The following is a 15,959-nucleotide window of genomic DNA, read 5'->3' on the forward strand; positions in this document are numbered from 1 at the left end:
TTAAACCTGTTCAGTATGTTGGAGTAAGATTTCCTTAATCAGAGTCAACGGCTAAAAAAAGGAAATTAGTTGGCCGATGACCGGTAGCACAGCAGGTAGTGGTCCTGGTTAACTGGTGATTTTAGCCAATGGCCATGGTCAAAGTCAAGAGTCAATTCTCCTTCTCCGCATACCGCTCCAATTGCAATCTCATTTTCTGAATACGGTCAGATAACTGCTCTGAGGTAAGGTTTTGCCGGCGAAGCATGTCCACCAAAATGGGGAACGCGAAAGGTGTAGGTTTCTTAGTCTCCTTTAGTATAATCTCCTGTCCGTTGATCCTTCGGAAGGCTTCAAAAAGGCGTGAGTGTTCTAGTTGAAGGGTTAAAACCTCCTCCATCGACTGGCGGATCAGCAGGTTTTCTTCGTCATATTCTCTAAACACTTTAAATAGGATCCCAGAAGAGGCCTGTAAGTGCCTTGCAGTTATATTTTTACCGGGATATCCATGAAAGATCAGACCAGCTATGGTAGCAATGTCTCGAAACTTCCGGGTGGCCATCTCTGTCATGTTGATGGACTCCTCGATATCCCGCATGAGGTTCTCTTCGGTAAACAGATCCACCTCCAATGCCTCTTCTATAGGAATCTCCTGATCAGAAAGCAGTTCGAACCCATAGTCATTCATGGAAATGGAAAAGCTGATCGGCTGGATTCTGCTAATTCTTAATGCAACAATGCCCGCCAACACTTCATGGACAAACATTCCCTCAAAAGGGTAGATAAATACATGATTGCCAAAACGCGATTTAGTTCGCTCAATGAGAAGCTTATTTCGGGAAGGAATAATGGACCATTTGGCCTGCAGGTCAAGGATAGGCCTGATGGTTTGCAGCTCTATATCCGAATAATCTCCATCGATACATTGCTGGAGTTTTTCCCTTATGCCATCGGCAAGCATGGACGATAACGGCAAACGTCCGCCGCCCCAGGCAGGTGTGATTCCACTTTTTCGTTTAGACTTACGTACCAGTACCGTGAGGTCCTTGATCCGAACAAACTCCAGGTTTTTTCCGGCAAACCAAAAGGTATCTCCCGGATTGAGCCGGGACACAAAGCTCTCCTCTACTGTCCCGATAGTTCCTCCGGTCAGAAACTTTACTTTCATGGCCGGATCCCCTACAATTGTTCCGATCGAAAGTCGGTGCTTAGTGGCTGCTTTCTTGTTAATGATCCTGTAAATTCCATCCTCCTCATATACACGCGCAAACTCATCATACTGTCCGAGCGTCTTTCCCCCTGTGGTGATAAAATCCAGCACCCATCGCCACTCTTCAGCATTCAGCAACCGGTAGCAGTAGGTTGTTTTTACCTCTTCCAGGATCCGGAGTGGTTTGAACCCCCCGCTTACTGCCAGCGTCACCAGGTATTGCACCAGCACATCCAGGCTTTTTTCAAGAGGTTTCCTGCTCTCAAACTTTTTGGTTCTAATGGCCTGACGCAGCGCCGCCCCTTCGATCAGCTCCAGCGAGTGGGTAGGCACAAAGTAGATCTTGCTGATAGCTCCGGGCTGATGACCACTCCGACCCGCTCTCTGAAAAAACCGGGATACGCCTTTTGGTCCACCCACCTGAATGACGGTATCGACCGGACGAAAATCAACACCCAGGTCCAGGCTGGAAGTACAGACCACCACTTTTAGCTTCTCCGCATGCAATGCATCCTCCACCCAGCCTCGAATATCATGATCCATAGACCCGTGGTGCATGGCAATTACACCGGACAACTCAGGGGCATATCTCAGGATCGCCTGGTACCATAGTTCTGTTTGCGATCGGGTGTTTGTAAAGAGTAAAGTGGTCTTACTCCGATTGATGATCGGAAGGATCTTTGGAAGCAACTTAGTCCCTAAGTGCCCGGACCATGGAAACTTTTCAACCTGATCCGGCAGAATAGATTCCACCTCTATTTTCTTATCCACCCTGGCACGAATGGTCACTGCATCCTTGTAGTAATCCTCTCCCAGCAGCACCCGTTTAGCCTGGGGCAGGTTGCCAATGGTAGCAGAAATGCCCCAGATCTTCAGCGGGTCCAATGCGATGTGTTTTAACCTGGAGATAGCCAGCTCCATTGCTATCCCTCGCTTAGTACCCAGGATTTCATGCCATTCATCTACAATGATGGCTTTCAGGTTTTTGAAATAATTAGGGTAATCACTCTGACTCAGAAGGATATGAATACTCTCCGGGGTGATGACAAGCGCCTGAGGGGCATTCTTCTTTTGTTTTTGGCGCTCGGTGGTCGTGGTGTCACCGGTCCGTAAGCCCACAGACCAGCGCAGGTCCAGATCATCGCATACCTCCTGCATGGCTCTTTGGATGTCTTTGGCCAAAGCCCGTAAAGGTGTTACCCATAGAATTCTCAGTTCCGGGGTAACATCTGCCGGATCATGGTCCCTGAGAAACTCCAGTACACAGGGTATCCAAAGCGCGTAAGTTTTTCCGCTCCCCGTTGGTGCATTCAGTAGTCCACACTTCCCCAAAAGGTACGCCTGCCAGGCTTCCTCCTGAAAAGTAAACGGCTTCCAGCCTTTCGACCGGAACCACCTGCGTGCTAAATCTGTGTGACTTTTTTTACCTGTCAGCGGCATAAAATCGGTCAAAGCTTATTCCCTATCAAAGGAATCTCCTTTTTCCGAAAAATCAGAATAATCAGACAGGCAATAAATACAGCAAGCGCATAAAAGAAAAGCTGACCACCATCATCCTGTACAATAACACCAAGACTGGTCAGGTGAAAGAAAAGAGCGCCTGAAATCACCAGCATCCCAGTAATAGCTCCGAAAACCCTGTAACGTGGAATCACCAGCAACACGCCAGCGATAAGCTCTACAATACCGGAACCAATTCGACCAACAGGCTCCATACCTACTTGTGTAAATATGTAAATACTCTCGGGTTGTCCTGTAAATTTGAAGTAAAGGGTCTGAAGCAAGATGATTGCGGCGATCAAGCTTAAGATCCATTCAATGACCTTTTTCATGATATTGTCCAATCTATTCTGTAAAATCGCCTATTTAAAAGTAAAAAGCAAGTCATTTATACGACACATATGATATCAAAAGAACTACTGGAGCATGCAAAACGAATCAGATCACTCGCAGAAATAGGACTGGTCTATCAAAAAGACGATTTTGATCGGGACCGATACCAGGAACTGAAGCAGATCAGTACGGAAATGATGGCCCTGCTTATAGATCATCCGGTAAAATCCATTGAGGGCGTGCTGCGTCCCAGGAACGAATATATCACACCAAAAACAGATGTACGGGGAGTGATCTTTAATGAAAAGGATGAGCTACTCATGGTAAAAGAAAAAATAGATGGTGGATGGGCACTACCTGGCGGCTGGGCAGATATTGGGTATTCGCCATCTGAAATCGCAGAAAAAGAAACGGCTGAAGAAGCTGGAGTAAAAGTGAAAAGTCAACGGCTGCTGGCAGTGATGGACAAAAAATGCCATCATCATCCCGCCGACATTCATTATGTCTATAAGATCTTTATTCTTTGTGGGTTGATCCATGAAAATCTGGAACGCGGGTATGAAACAGATGATGCAGCCTACTTCCCCATCCATGATCTACCAGAGCTCTCTGCTCCTCGAAATACCAAAGAACAGTTGAAGATTATTTTCGACCTGTATAAAAACCCGAATAAACCGGTTTATTTTGATTGATCGTGTAAGCCCAATTCAATAAGGCGACAGCATAAAAGGAAAGACGGAAGTACATTTAATAACACTGGTTCATAACAAACAATAGAACTCTAAAATAAAAGCCCGATCTTTCGATTGGGCTTTTATCATTAAGAACCGGCTTCACTGACAGCATCTTCCGTCAGTTGAAACGTAAGCGATTATATAGCACAAGATAAACAGTTACTTTTCATTTTCAAACCTTCTTTAGATTAAATGGCATTCCTGGTGGGTAAGCGACACTTTCTGGATGGTAAAAGGAGCTTTCCTAAATATTCCCTGACAAATACCCCTGTTTTTCCTCAGTTCGTTAAACTTATGTGCCAGGTTCATGTAGCTTCGGTAAAGAATTTTAGAAAATTAAGAAAACTTCCTCATTCCTCCTTCTCTTTCTGACCAATCTGCTTCAGTACATACTCCGGATGCAGCCTCACCACCTCTCCAATCACGATGATTGCCGGAGAACCTATTCCCTGTTGTTTTACTTTTTCTTCAATAGTATCCAGTGTCCCTAAAACACTTCGTTCATCAGATCGTGTACCATTTTGAATGATCCCAACCGGTTCCTCACCTCCCCTACTTGTTTTGAAAAGGGACACAATATGTGACAGCCGTTTCATCCCCATCAGCACCACCACAGTGGCGCTTGACCGGGCCGCGAGCTGGATATCCTTAGATAATGCATGGTCCTTTGTTGTGCCTGTTACTACCCAGAAACTTTCATTGATGCCACGTTTGGTCAGGGGTATCTGATTCATGGCGGGTACAGCCATAGAGCTGGAAATACCCGGCACTACTTCCACTTCCATTCCGTGTGCCCTGGCATGTTCAAGCTCCTCATGCCCACGCCCAAAAACAAACGGATCGCCTCCTTTGAGTCGCACTACGGTTTTATGTCTTTTCCCCAGATCCACGATCATGTCATTGATGTAGATCTGCTGGTACTGGTGAATACCCGGCTTCTTGCCTACGTAGATCCGCTCACAGTCCGGCCTGCAATGTTTCAGCAGCTCCTCATTCGCCAGCGCATCATAAAGTACCACATCTGCTTCCTGCAGTGCTTTTACCGCCTTCAGGGTGATCAACTCAGGATCACCAGGGCCTGCTCCTACTAATAACAATCGTGACATACTTTATTTTTTTCGTAAAATTACGTAATTAAGATTTCATAATTAAGTATTTATACGTAGTTTTACGTAATTAAATTTAAGTAGTGAGGTAATAAACACCTTAATACTACTTAAAACCAGGCATAAATCACGTAATTATGAAAAAAGTTGTAGTCATAGGAAATGGGATGGTTGGTTACAAGTTTTGTGAAAAACTACGCAAGCTGGCCTCATCAAGTGAAGTGGAGCTGACTGTATATGGAGAAGAGCCACTACCTGCGTATGACCGTGTACATCTTAGTGAGTACTTCTCAGACCAATCTTCGGACAAGCTTTTGATGGCCCCTGCCTCCTGGTACGTAGAAAATGACGTAACTCTGAAAACATCACAGCTCATTACTGAGATCGACCGGGAAGCAAAAACCATCAAAACCCATCATGGCGATGTAGAATCTTATGACTACCTGATCATGGCAACAGGCTCCAGCGCTATGGTTCCTCCTATTAATGGTGTAGAAAAGAAAGGGGTATTTGTTTACCGCACAATAGAAGATCTGGAGCAGATCATTGCCTACGCGAAAAAAGTAAATAGTGGGGCAGTTCTTGGTGGCGGTCTCCTGGGGTTGGAGGCCGCCAAAGCCCTTCTTGATATGAAACTGAAAACTTCTGTCATCGAATTTGCTTCCCGCTTGATGCCGCGGCAGCTGGACGTGGGCGGAGCAGCCATGCTGCAGTCTAAAATCGAAGCGCTGGGCATCGATGTGCTGCTGGAAAAGAATACCAAAGAAATAAAGGGAAATGGCAAGCTAACGGAGCTGGAATTTGCGGACGGCTCTACATTGGAAACAGAAATGCTGGTGATCTCCTGTGGGATCGTCTCCAGGGATGAGCTGGCCAAACAGTGCGGACTGGACACGGGCAAGCGAGGTGGATTTAAGGTAAATGAAAGCATGCAAACCAACGATCCAAACATCTTTGCAATAGGTGAGGCCGCCTCTTATAAGGACATGGTTTACGGCCTGGTAGCTCCGGGGTATGAAATGGCAGACGTAGCGCTGGACCACATCCTGGGCAAAGGAGAGCTTCGATTTACTGGAGCAGACATGTCTACCAAACTCAAACTGATCGGTGTGGATGTAGGGAGCTTCGGAGATCCACTAGGGGTAACCGAGGACTCACATCCTATTGTGTTTGAAGATCAAAAGACTGGTATTTACAAGCGCATTAATATTTCCTCTGACGGAAAACGACTCATCGGCGGCATACTGGTAGGTGATGCCAGCGCCTACAACATCCTGCACCAGACAGCGGTCAATAATATGGCGCTCCCTCCCAACCCGGAGGACCTGATCCTGGGTGCGCGTGGTGGCGAAGGCGCCGGAGGCAATGCCATCACAGACCTGCCTGAGAGTGCACAAATATGTTCATGTGAAAATGTCACAAAAGGAGACATAGTCTCGGCCATTACAGAGCAGGAGTTGACCGACATCAAACAGGTTCGCTCCTGCACTAAGGCCGGCACAGGTTGCGGAGCCTGCTCCCCAATGGTTTCAGACCTGTTTTCAGAAACCATGAAGTCCATGGGGCAATCGGTGAAAAAAGTGCTCTGTGCGCATTTTGACTACAGCCGCCAGGAGCTTTACGACCTGATCAAAGTCAACGAGATCAAATCATACGACAACCTGCTGGAGCAATACGGAACCGGAGACGGGTGCGAAACCTGTAAGCCAGCGGTAGCTTCTTTGCTGGCCAGCATCTGGAATGATCACATTCTCAAAGAAGATACGATCCAGGATACCAATGATCGATTCCTCGCCAATATCCAGAAAGGCGGAAGCTACTCAGTAGTACCGAGGGTTCCCGGTGGGGAAATCACCCCGGACAAACTGATTGTCCTGGGGCAGGTAGCTAAAAAGTACAATCTCTATACCAAGATCACTGGTGGTCAGCGTATAGACATGTTTGGTGCTCGGATTGATCAGCTCCCCAAGATCTGGCGAGAGCTGATCGATGCGGGTTTTGAAAGCGGACACGCCTATGGTAAAGCGCTACGGACCGTAAAAAGCTGTGTGGGTTCTACCTGGTGTCGCTATGGCCTCCATGACTCGGTATCTTTTGCCATTGAAATAGAAAACCGGTACAAAGGCCTTCGGTCACCCCACAAACTCAAAGGAGCCGTTTCCGGCTGCCGGAGAGAATGCGCCGAAGCACAAGGCAAGGATTTTGGGCTGATTGCCACTGAAAAGGGGTACAACCTATACGTGTGTGGAAATGGAGGCGCCAACCCCCAGCATGCGCTATTGCTGGCAGGTGATATCGACGAAAAAACATGTATCAGGTACCTCGACCGGTTCCTGATGTTTTACATCAAAACTGCCGAACCGCTCAACCGTACCTCGGTCTGGCTCAATAAGCTGGATGGCGGTATTGACTACCTGCGAGAGGTGGTGGTAGAGGACAGTCTGGGAATCGGTGAAGAGCTGGAAAAAGACATGCAGGCACTGGTCAACGCCTATCAATGTGAATGGAGAACAGTGGTGGAGGATGAGGAGCTTCAGAAAAAATTTAAGCACTTCGCCAACGTAGAGGAGTCGGACCCTACGCAAAAATTTGATTCGATGCGAGAAATGAAAAAGCCAGTGGACTGGGCATAACTTGTAAAAACATGATTCAGGAAGAAATAGCATATAAAACAGTAAGACCGGAAGAGGTCAAAGTATGGGTGGAGGCTTCAGACGTCTCGGATTTTCCTAAAAACGGCGGCCTGTGCATCTATTACAAAGGCCTTCAGGTTGCCATATTCAATTTTTCCAGACGTAGTGAATGGTACGCCACCCAAAACCTTTGCCCTCATAAAAAGCAGATGATCCTCTCCCGCGGTATGATCGGCTCAGATGGTGATGAGCCAAAAGTTGCCTGTCCTTTTCATAAAAAGACCTTTTCGCTGAAAAGCGGGAAAAACATCAACGGAGATGAGTGTGACCTGGCCACATACCCTGTGAAGGTGGAAGGTGATAAAGTATATGTAGGTTTCGCAGAATAACTACGTAAACTCCACAACGTGTTACGTAAAAAGCCGTTGATTACTTAATTTGCAGGAAAACCAGTGCCTAATGGCACAGATAATCAGCAGAAACAATCAGCTGTAAATCAACTATTTGCGTCGCATTTTAATGTAGTTATTTCTGCAACTTAACACTAGTCCATGCCTAAAACCAGATTTAAACGGTTAGGTCTTTTTTACCTGATAGCCTTAGGCTGCATAGCGCTTAGCATCATTGTCAGCCAGTTTCTGATACAGGCATTTATCAGCAGACAGCAGGATGACTCCCGTATAGTCAATGTGGCCGGAAGGCAGCGAATGCTGAGCCAGAAGATCAGTAAGACCGCTCTTCAGCTTTCATTGGAAAAATCACCAGAGCAGATCAACGAGCTTCAGCAAGCGCTCTTGCTCTGGAAAAAATCACACAATGCCCTCCAGAATGGTGATCCGGAAATGGCGCTTACCGGACTAAACTCTGATACGATCCGGGAAATGTATCAGCGGATCGAACCGCACTTCCGGACAATGGTTCGCAATGCGGAATCCCTGCTGAACTACGCCACAACGACCTCACAATACACACCTGACAGTGCTAAAGTGTTTACCAGAACCATCCTCGATCAGGAACAGCAATTTCTGGAAGGCATGGATGCGATTGTTTTTCAATATGATGAAGAAGCACAGCAAAAGGTAAAAGCGCTTCGCCGTACGGAGCTCTTACTGTTCATTATTTCGCTTACCATTATCATCCTGGAGTTGCTTTTTATCTTCCGTCCTCTGGCCAATAGTGTACGGGCCACCGTTCAGGAGCTGATCGATTCGGAAAAAGAATCCAAGAAAATGGCTTCTGAGCTCAGTATCTTATACGAAGAACTGGGGAAATCTTACCAGGATCTGGAAGCTGTAAACCTGGAGCCGGAATCGCCCACCGTTTTTGCCAGCATCCGGAAAGACGGGCGTTTCTCATACTTTGCCACCTCCTTCAGGAAGCTGATGGAATATGATCAGGATGACCACCCGAAAACACTACAGCAAATGCTCGCAGCCAGTGGGTATAAGGAGGACTTCACAGAAGACCTGTTTAAGCTTATGGAGGCCGGTGAAAAATGGACGGGTGAGATCAAACTGGTAACCGAAGGAGGAGATTTTTGCTGGATAGAGACCTACATGATCCCGGTGGGTATGGGAGATGAGTTCAAGATGATCGCACGAGATGTAACGGAATTTAAAGAGGCCAAAATCCGGTCCAGGGAGATCAACCGGGAGCGTATCGAAAAAACGGTCAAAGAACAGAACTATCGCTCGGTGCTCATACTTGAAGGCCAGGAGGAAGAACGAAAACGGCTCTCCCGTGAACTCCATGATGGTGTAGGTCAGATGCTTTCGGCGATGAAACTGATGCTGGAATCCATCACGCCGTCTAACTCCAAACTAATGCGCATCAAGCTTCGCGAAGCTTTGGACCTGATGAAGAGCATCATCCAGGAAGTACGAAGAGTTTCATTTAACCTCACACCTTCCAGCCTGGATGATTTTGGGTTGGTTCCGGCCATTAAGAAATTCTGCGATGAGATCAACGCGGTGACAAACGCCAACGTTTCATTTATTAACGAGACACGTTTCATTAACCGGCTGGAGGGAAGAATAGAAACCAACCTCTACCGAATCATCCAGGAGGCGGTAAACAATGCGCTGAAATATGCAAAAGCAAAGAACATCACCGTGAAGTTTTCGCATACGATCAATAACCTTAATATCGTGGTGGAAGATGATGGTAAAGGCTTTGATTATGATCGGGTAAATGACAGTGGCCACTTCGAAAAAGCTGGTCACGGTATATTCAACATGCGTGAAAGGACAGCATTTATCGGAGGAGTTTTTAACTTAGAGACAAAGTTGGGTGAGGGTACCCGAGTATACATCACATTATCCCTTGACTGAAAATGATACGAGTAATTTTAGCTGATGATCATGAGCTGGTACGGTATGGATTGAAGATGGTCCTGGAAGGGGACCCGGAAATCCAACTAATAGCTGAGGCATCCGATGGCCAGGAAACATTGGATCTGATTGAAAAAGATGCCCCTGATGTACTGATCGTAGATATACGAATGCCCCTTATGAATGGCCTGGAGGTCACTCAGCGAGTAAAAAAATCTCATCCTGAAATGAAGGTTCTGGTACTGACCATGCATGACGACTCTGAGTATATCCTGAAGTCTCTGGAATATGGCGCTGACGGATACCTTCTGAAAGACACCAACAAGCATGAGTTTATCAAGGCCATTCACATGGTGCAGGATGGCCAAAAATACTTCAGCGGGGATATTTCCAGCACGATTGTGAATTCTTACCTGAATGCTTCACACCGATCAGACCCCACCCCGACAGCTACAAGTGTAGCCAGAGACAGTTACCAGCTCACCCGCCGGGAAATGGAAATCCTGGAGATGATCTACGACGGTATATCCAATAAAGAGATCGCTGAAAAACTGGGGAAGAGCGTCCGCACGATCGAAACTCACCGGTTCAACATCATGAAGAAGCTGGAAGTAAATAATATTACCGAGCTCCTCAAAAAGGTGAGTAAAGAAGGGATACTCAACTGAGATCAGTAAGCGATCAAGGGTGGATCCTCTTCCGAAAGCAGTTTTTGAAAGACAGCCTGAACATCCTCAAAATCCCATGGTTTGGAGATGTATCCATGCAAGCCAAATTCCTTATTGGCCTGTTGCAGCTCTTCTTTTTTCACAAACCCGCTTAAAATAATCCGGCGGATCTTGCTGTCGTACTCAAAAACTTCTTTTAGAAAGTCCGTTCCGATCAATTCGGGCATACGGTGGTCAGAAACCACTATATCTATATCATTTTCTTTAACGATCTCTATCCCTTTGATCGGATGTTCGGCTGTGTGAACCTTATACAATCGCCGGAAGGCAGACTTAAAGCTTCTCAAATTGGCTGGTTCATCGTCTACGTAGAGAATAGTGTGCTTTGAATCTTTCATAGTAAATATTTGGAAATGCCAAGGTAAATATTAATCTCCTATCTCCTTAAAAAAAAGTCAGTGATCGGGAATTATGTGGGATAAATATGACGCTAGTATAAATAACAGTCAACTAAAGTCCCCTCATCATATTCTCCCCCATGAGGTAAAAGCACAAGCGCATTCCCGATGGATAATGAAAATAACATTGAGGAACTCTGCCCATCGAGAATGATCACTGATCCATCACTTTTTACATACCCTTTCAGAAAGGCAGGACGATCTCCCTTTAGCTGATATCCGTGAGAAAGTTTTAGCGGTAACTTATTCAGGCCCGTTTCTCTTGCTCCGGCATGTTTTTGTAAAAGAGGTAAAACATAAATATAAAAGCAGGTAAGGCTGGAAGCCGGATTCCCCGGTAAACCAAAGACAAAAGTACTGTCACTCTTACCAAAAAATATGGGTTTACCCGGCTTCTGCTTTACCTTATAAAAAATCTCCTCTACGCCATTAGCATCTAAAGCCTTACCTACAAAATCATAATCACCCACTGAGATACCCCCGGAAAATATAATGACATCATACAGATACAATACCTCCTTCACCTTAGCGGTGATTATCCTTTCATCATCCAAAAGATGGATACGGTCCACCATCGGGAATCCACAACTTCGTATAGCTGATTCCAGTAAGCTACCATTGGCTTCATAGATCTGTCCTTCTCCTAGCGGCTTTCCGGGCTCAACAAGCTCATCTCCAATGGTAATCACAGCGATTTTCGGTTTCTTACATACCGTTATTTTATCTATCCCCAGAGCGGCCAGTAAACCAATAGCAGATGAATTGATCTTTTGTCCTCTGGCAAGTACCAGCTCACCGGCACTTAGTTCTTCTCCTTTTTTTCGTATGTTTTTCCCTAAGGTCAATTCATCCTCAATATGGATTGATCCATTCACCGCTTTTACCTTTTCCTGCATTATCACAGCTGTGGTACTGGCGGGCACCTTAGCCCCTGTAAATATTCTGCAAGCTTCACCCTCTTTTAACTGATTATTAAAAGTCTGACCAGCTGCCACTTCACCCACCAATTGATAGTTTTCCTGATTGCCGCGTACGGCATATCCATCCATGGCTGAATTATCGAAAACAGGGAGATCCATAGGTGAATATATATCATTAGCCAGCCAGTGTCCCTCCGCATTAAGGATACTTACTTCCGTGTATTTAATCTCCAGCTTTTGACTATGGATCCGTTTTAATGCTTCTTCTACTTTTATCATTAGCCTCCTAATCAAAACATAGACAGGTTCTGTTCGTAATTTCCCGATGCATTCCGTGCTATCTCTGACCGTACGAAATACCTATTCTGCTTACGCTCTAAAGCAAAACTAAGTACATGATCTTAATTTTTACGTAAATATTACGTATTTTTACGTAAATATTTAAAACAAACGCCAATGGTTGCTTTTAAACAGGATTGCCGGACATGCGAAAATCATAACTGTATCATCAAGCGAAGTAGTCATTCAGAAAAAATGAATGATTTTATGGATAAGAAAACACGTCTCACCTGTAAGAAAGGTCAAAACCTTATTATTGAGGGTGCGCCGGTTCACGGGCTATATTTTGTCCATAAGGGCAAAGTGAAAGTGGCTAAAACCGGCTTAAATGGAAAAGAGCAGATCGTTCGGTTTGCCGGAAACGGAGAAACCATAGGACACCGTGGTTTTGGGGCAGGTCAGTTCTACCAAATTAGCGCTGTAGCACTGGAAACCACTACTTTATGTAATTTTTCCAGCCTTCTATTACATCAGATGTTTCAGGAAATACCTTCCTTAACCTACGACCTGATGACCTTCTATGCTGAGGAACTTAATCGAAGTGAAACCAAAGTGAAAAAGTTTGCCCAGATGACTGTGAGAGAAAAAGTCATTGACTCATTGCTTTATATAAACCGTAAATTCGGTCAGACCAATAACCTGTTAAACATTCAGCTCTCCAGAAAGGAAATCTCTGACTTTGCAGGGACCACTGAAGAGCAGGTGATTCGCGTGCTGTCCAGCCTCAAAAAAGAAGGACTCATCCATACCGAAGGCAAAAAAGTAGGCATAAAAAATGAAAAACTACTTAGTTCGGAAATTTCCGAACACAATTACTTTATTGACAGCTAAATAGCTACATAAGAAGCATTTATATAATCAAACCTGCGAAACCGCAGGTTTTTTTGTGGTGTAAAAGACTATTCATACCTGTACTCTCTCATAGAATACTTCATAGTCTCCTGCTACGTTTGCAGTAAATACGTAATTATACGTACATATCATTTAAATAATTACGTAGTAAACGTAAATCTAACTAATTGACTTATGAAGAGATTTTTCTACTTAATGATGCTTATGGCTGCTTTTGGTTCACAAAAAGCGCTGGCACAATTTACCATCTCTGGTGAGGTAAGACCCAGAGCAGAATTCAGAAATGGATTTAAGACCCTGACCGACGAGACTAAAGATCCGGCGTTCTTTATAGAGCAGCGGTCGAGACTGTATTTTGATTATGCGACAGAAGACTTCAAATTCAAGCTGGCGTTGCAAGACATCCGGATTTGGGGTGAAACATCTCAGATCTTTAAAACTGAACCGGGAGTTACCTTTTTAAGTGAAGCCTGGGGGCAATACTACTTTAACAAAGTCCTCTCACTCAAAATAGGGAGACAAATCATTTCCTATGACAATCAGCGTTTCATAGGTGGTCTGGAATGGGCGCAGCAGGGAAGAAGACATGACGCAGTTTTGTTTTTATACGAAAGTGTAGAAAAAGGCACCAAACTTCATCTTGGAGCTGCATACAATCAGGATAAAGACATTCCTGAGCAGGCATTCCTTCAGCGTGAGGCCGCAGGTTTCTACAGCGTAGGTGGCAACTATAAGACCATGCAATATGGGTGGTTCAATAAAACCTTTAGCGAAGGTTCGCTCTCACTTGTAGCCTTGAATGCCGGCTATCAAAATGCTGACTCTACGGTTTCATTCAAGCAAACTGCAGGAGCAACTGGGTTTACCAAGTTGGGAGGCATTAAAATAGGTGGTGATTTTTACTACCAAATGGGTGAACTGGGAGGAAATGATGTAAATGCATATCTCGCTGGCTTAAACCTTACCTTCACTACACCTGTAACACCATTGACCTTTGGTGCGGAGCACGTATCCGGCAAAGATGCAGATGATACCAGCTCAGACATTACCAACTTCTCCCCGGACTTTGGTACCAATCATGCTCACAATGGCTTCATGGACTACTTCTTCGTAGGCCCGGCCAATGGAAACGTAGGGGTTACGGACCTTTACCTAAAGACCAGCTTCGGTGTAGCAGGCGGAAAATTGAATGCCAATGTACACCATTTTTTGACAGGATCTAAGCAGTTCGTCAGCGGTGAAACTACCGAGCTTGATAAATCCATGGGTACGGAGTTGGATCTGGTTTATGTGAAAAAACTTAAAGGCGGTGTCACCTGGCATCTTGGGTATTCCCAAATGTTTGCCACAGATACTATGGAAGCGCTCAGAGGTGGTGACAAAACCACACTCCAAAACTGGGCATGGACCATGATCACTTTCAAACCCACTTTTTTCAAATCTGAATAAAAACTTCAAAAAATAAGACTTATGAAATTCCATACCATAAAAAAACTACTGACCATCACCTGGATACTGGCTTCTGCCGTGATCTTAATAAAATGCGGTGGTGCGTCCAGCAAATCCGTCAGCGACAAAGACGCTGATACCAAAAAATCAGGCAGTAAAGAAAAGCTACTGATTGAAAAACCTCAGCTCACATTTGGATTTATCAAGCTGACTGATATGGCTCCTTTGGCCATTGCCAAAGAGCTTGGTTACTTCGAAGATGAAGGACTCTATGTCACCATAGAAGCACAATCCAACTGGAAAAATGTATTGGACCGGGTAATTGACGGGCAGCTGGATGGCTCGCATATGCTTGCAGGACAGCCCATTGCTGCCGGAGCAGGTTTTGGACGCCAGGCAAACCTGGTTACTCCGTTCTCCATGGACCTTAACGGAAACGGGATTACGGTTTCTAACGAAGTGTGGGATAAGATGAAACCAGCCGTACCAAAAGATGATTCCGGAAAACCGATCCATCCGATCAAGGCTGACGCACTGGCGCCTGTGGTTGATGAGTACAAAGAATCCGGAAGGCCCTTTAAAATGGGAATGGTATTCCCTGTTTCCACGCACAACTACGAAATCCGTTACTGGCTGGCTGCTGCAGGTATCAACCCTGGCTTTTATACAGCAGAAAACATTCAGGGGCAGGTAGATGCAGATGTACTGCTTTCAGTAACACCTCCGCCACAGATGCCTGCCACGCTGGAAGCCGGAACCATTTACGGATACTGTGTAGGAGAACCATGGAATCAGCAGGCAGTATTTAAAGGCATAGGTGTGCCCGTAACGACCAACTACGATATCTGGGAAAACAACCCGGAGAAAGTGTTTGTGATGACTAAAAAGTTTGTGGAAGAGAATCCAAATACAGCCATTGCCGTAACGAAAGCACTAATCCGGGCAGGTAAATGGCTGGACACTCCGGGCAACAGGCCAAAAGCCGTAGGCATCCTATCCAAATCAGCTTATGTGGGAGCAGACTCTGTCGTAATTGCCAACTCTATGACCGGAACATTTGAGTTTGAAAAAGGCGACAAACGCTCCATGCCAGACTTCAACGTGTTCTTCCGATACCATGCCACCTATCCGTTCTACTCGGATGGCATCTGGTTTCTGACCCAGATGAGACGCTGGGGACAAATCCCGGAATCAAAGCCAGCTGACTGGTATCACAAGACGATCAAAGATATATACCGACCGGACATCTGGAAACAGGCAGCTGCTTTGCTGGTCAAAGAGGGTCACCTGGAACCTTCAGACATTCCTGAAACAGATGGCTACAAGCCAGCTACGGACAAGTTCATAGATGACAATACTTACGATGGTAAAGACCCGATCGGGTATATCAACAGCTTTGAGATCGGAAACAAAGACCAATCAATGTGAAAATAATTTCAATGTTTGGA

Annotated in this window: 13 protein-coding genes; 8 read left to right on the plus strand and 5 right to left on the minus strand. The window is 45.4% G+C overall.

The window, feature by feature from the left end; genetic code table 11:
- Positions 1-151: 151 nt before the first annotated feature.
- Positions 152-2,641, minus strand: coding sequence for a ligase-associated DNA damage response DEXH box helicase (locus tag AC3E9V_RS17760; protein ID WP_488749489.1), 2,490 nt, complete (start codon positions 2,639-2,641; stop codon positions 152-154).
- Positions 2,638-3,021, minus strand: coding sequence for a DoxX family protein (locus tag AC3E9V_RS17765; protein WP_488749490.1), 384 nt, complete (start codon positions 3,019-3,021; stop codon positions 2,638-2,640). The genes AC3E9V_RS17760 and AC3E9V_RS17765 overlap by 4 nt, the downstream gene beginning before the upstream one ends.
- A gap of 69 nt (positions 3,022-3,090) precedes the next feature.
- Between AC3E9V_RS17765 and AC3E9V_RS17770 the strand changes: the two genes are divergently transcribed.
- The gene (locus AC3E9V_RS17770) at positions 3,091-3,714 is read left to right on the plus strand and encodes an NUDIX hydrolase (protein WP_488749491.1); all 624 of its coding nucleotides are present in this window, start codon (positions 3,091-3,093) and stop codon (positions 3,712-3,714) included.
- Between the two features lie 392 nt (positions 3,715-4,106).
- On the opposite strand, the gene cobA is transcribed toward AC3E9V_RS17770, so the two are convergent.
- Positions 4,107-4,862 (minus strand): uroporphyrinogen-III C-methyltransferase, encoded by a 756-nt coding sequence (cobA, locus tag AC3E9V_RS17775; RefSeq protein ID WP_488749492.1) that lies wholly within the window; start codon positions 4,860-4,862, stop codon positions 4,107-4,109.
- A gap of 137 nt (positions 4,863-4,999) precedes the next feature.
- Here cobA and nirB point away from each other — a divergent pair, with 137 nt between their 5' ends.
- The 4 genes from nirB (at position 5,000) to AC3E9V_RS17795 (ending at position 10,493) form a co-directional block, all read left to right on the plus strand.
- Positions 5,000-7,495: a nitrite reductase large subunit NirB gene (nirB, locus tag AC3E9V_RS17780; RefSeq protein ID WP_488749493.1), complete on the plus strand. Its 2,496-nt coding sequence runs from the start codon at positions 5,000-5,002 to the stop codon at positions 7,493-7,495.
- An 11-nt stretch (positions 7,496-7,506) separates the two neighbouring features.
- The gene (nirD, locus tag AC3E9V_RS17785) at positions 7,507-7,884 is read left to right on the plus strand and encodes a nitrite reductase small subunit NirD (protein WP_488749494.1); all 378 of its coding nucleotides are present in this window, start codon (positions 7,507-7,509) and stop codon (positions 7,882-7,884) included.
- Between the two features lie 162 nt (positions 7,885-8,046).
- Entirely contained in the window at positions 8,047-9,825 is a 1,779-nt protein-coding gene (locus tag AC3E9V_RS17790; protein WP_488749495.1) for a sensor histidine kinase, read from the plus strand.
- Between the two features lie 2 nt (positions 9,826-9,827).
- A complete protein-coding gene (locus AC3E9V_RS17795; protein ID WP_488749496.1) occupies positions 9,828-10,493 on the plus strand; it encodes a response regulator in 666 nt (221 codons plus the stop codon).
- Between the two features lie 2 nt (positions 10,494-10,495).
- On the opposite strand, the gene AC3E9V_RS17800 is transcribed toward AC3E9V_RS17795, so the two are convergent.
- Positions 10,496-10,891 (minus strand): response regulator, encoded by a 396-nt coding sequence (locus AC3E9V_RS17800; protein WP_488749497.1) that lies wholly within the window; start codon positions 10,889-10,891, stop codon positions 10,496-10,498.
- Positions 10,892-10,983: 92 nt separating this feature from the next.
- Positions 10,984-12,150, minus strand: coding sequence for a molybdopterin molybdotransferase MoeA (locus AC3E9V_RS17805; protein ID WP_488749498.1), 1,167 nt, complete (start codon positions 12,148-12,150; stop codon positions 10,984-10,986).
- 267 nt (positions 12,151-12,417) lie between these two features.
- On the opposite strand from AC3E9V_RS17805, the gene AC3E9V_RS17810 reads away from it, so the two are divergent.
- From AC3E9V_RS17810 to AC3E9V_RS17820, 3 genes are all read left to right on the plus strand, one after another.
- Positions 12,418-13,041 (plus strand): Crp/Fnr family transcriptional regulator, encoded by a 624-nt coding sequence (locus tag AC3E9V_RS17810; RefSeq protein WP_488749499.1) that lies wholly within the window; start codon positions 12,418-12,420, stop codon positions 13,039-13,041.
- 195 nt (positions 13,042-13,236) lie between these two features.
- Positions 13,237-14,511 (plus strand): alginate export family protein, encoded by a 1,275-nt coding sequence (locus tag AC3E9V_RS17815; RefSeq protein ID WP_488749500.1) that lies wholly within the window; start codon positions 13,237-13,239, stop codon positions 14,509-14,511.
- 21 nt (positions 14,512-14,532) lie between these two features.
- Positions 14,533-15,939 carry a CmpA/NrtA family ABC transporter substrate-binding protein gene (locus AC3E9V_RS17820; RefSeq protein WP_488749501.1) on the plus strand — a complete coding sequence of 469 codons (1,407 nt, stop codon included), beginning with the start codon at positions 14,533-14,535 and terminating at the stop codon, positions 15,937-15,939.
- The last annotated feature ends 20 nt before the right edge of the window (positions 15,940-15,959 follow it).

The organism is Marinoscillum sp. HNIBRBA16962 (assembly GCF_057801515.1).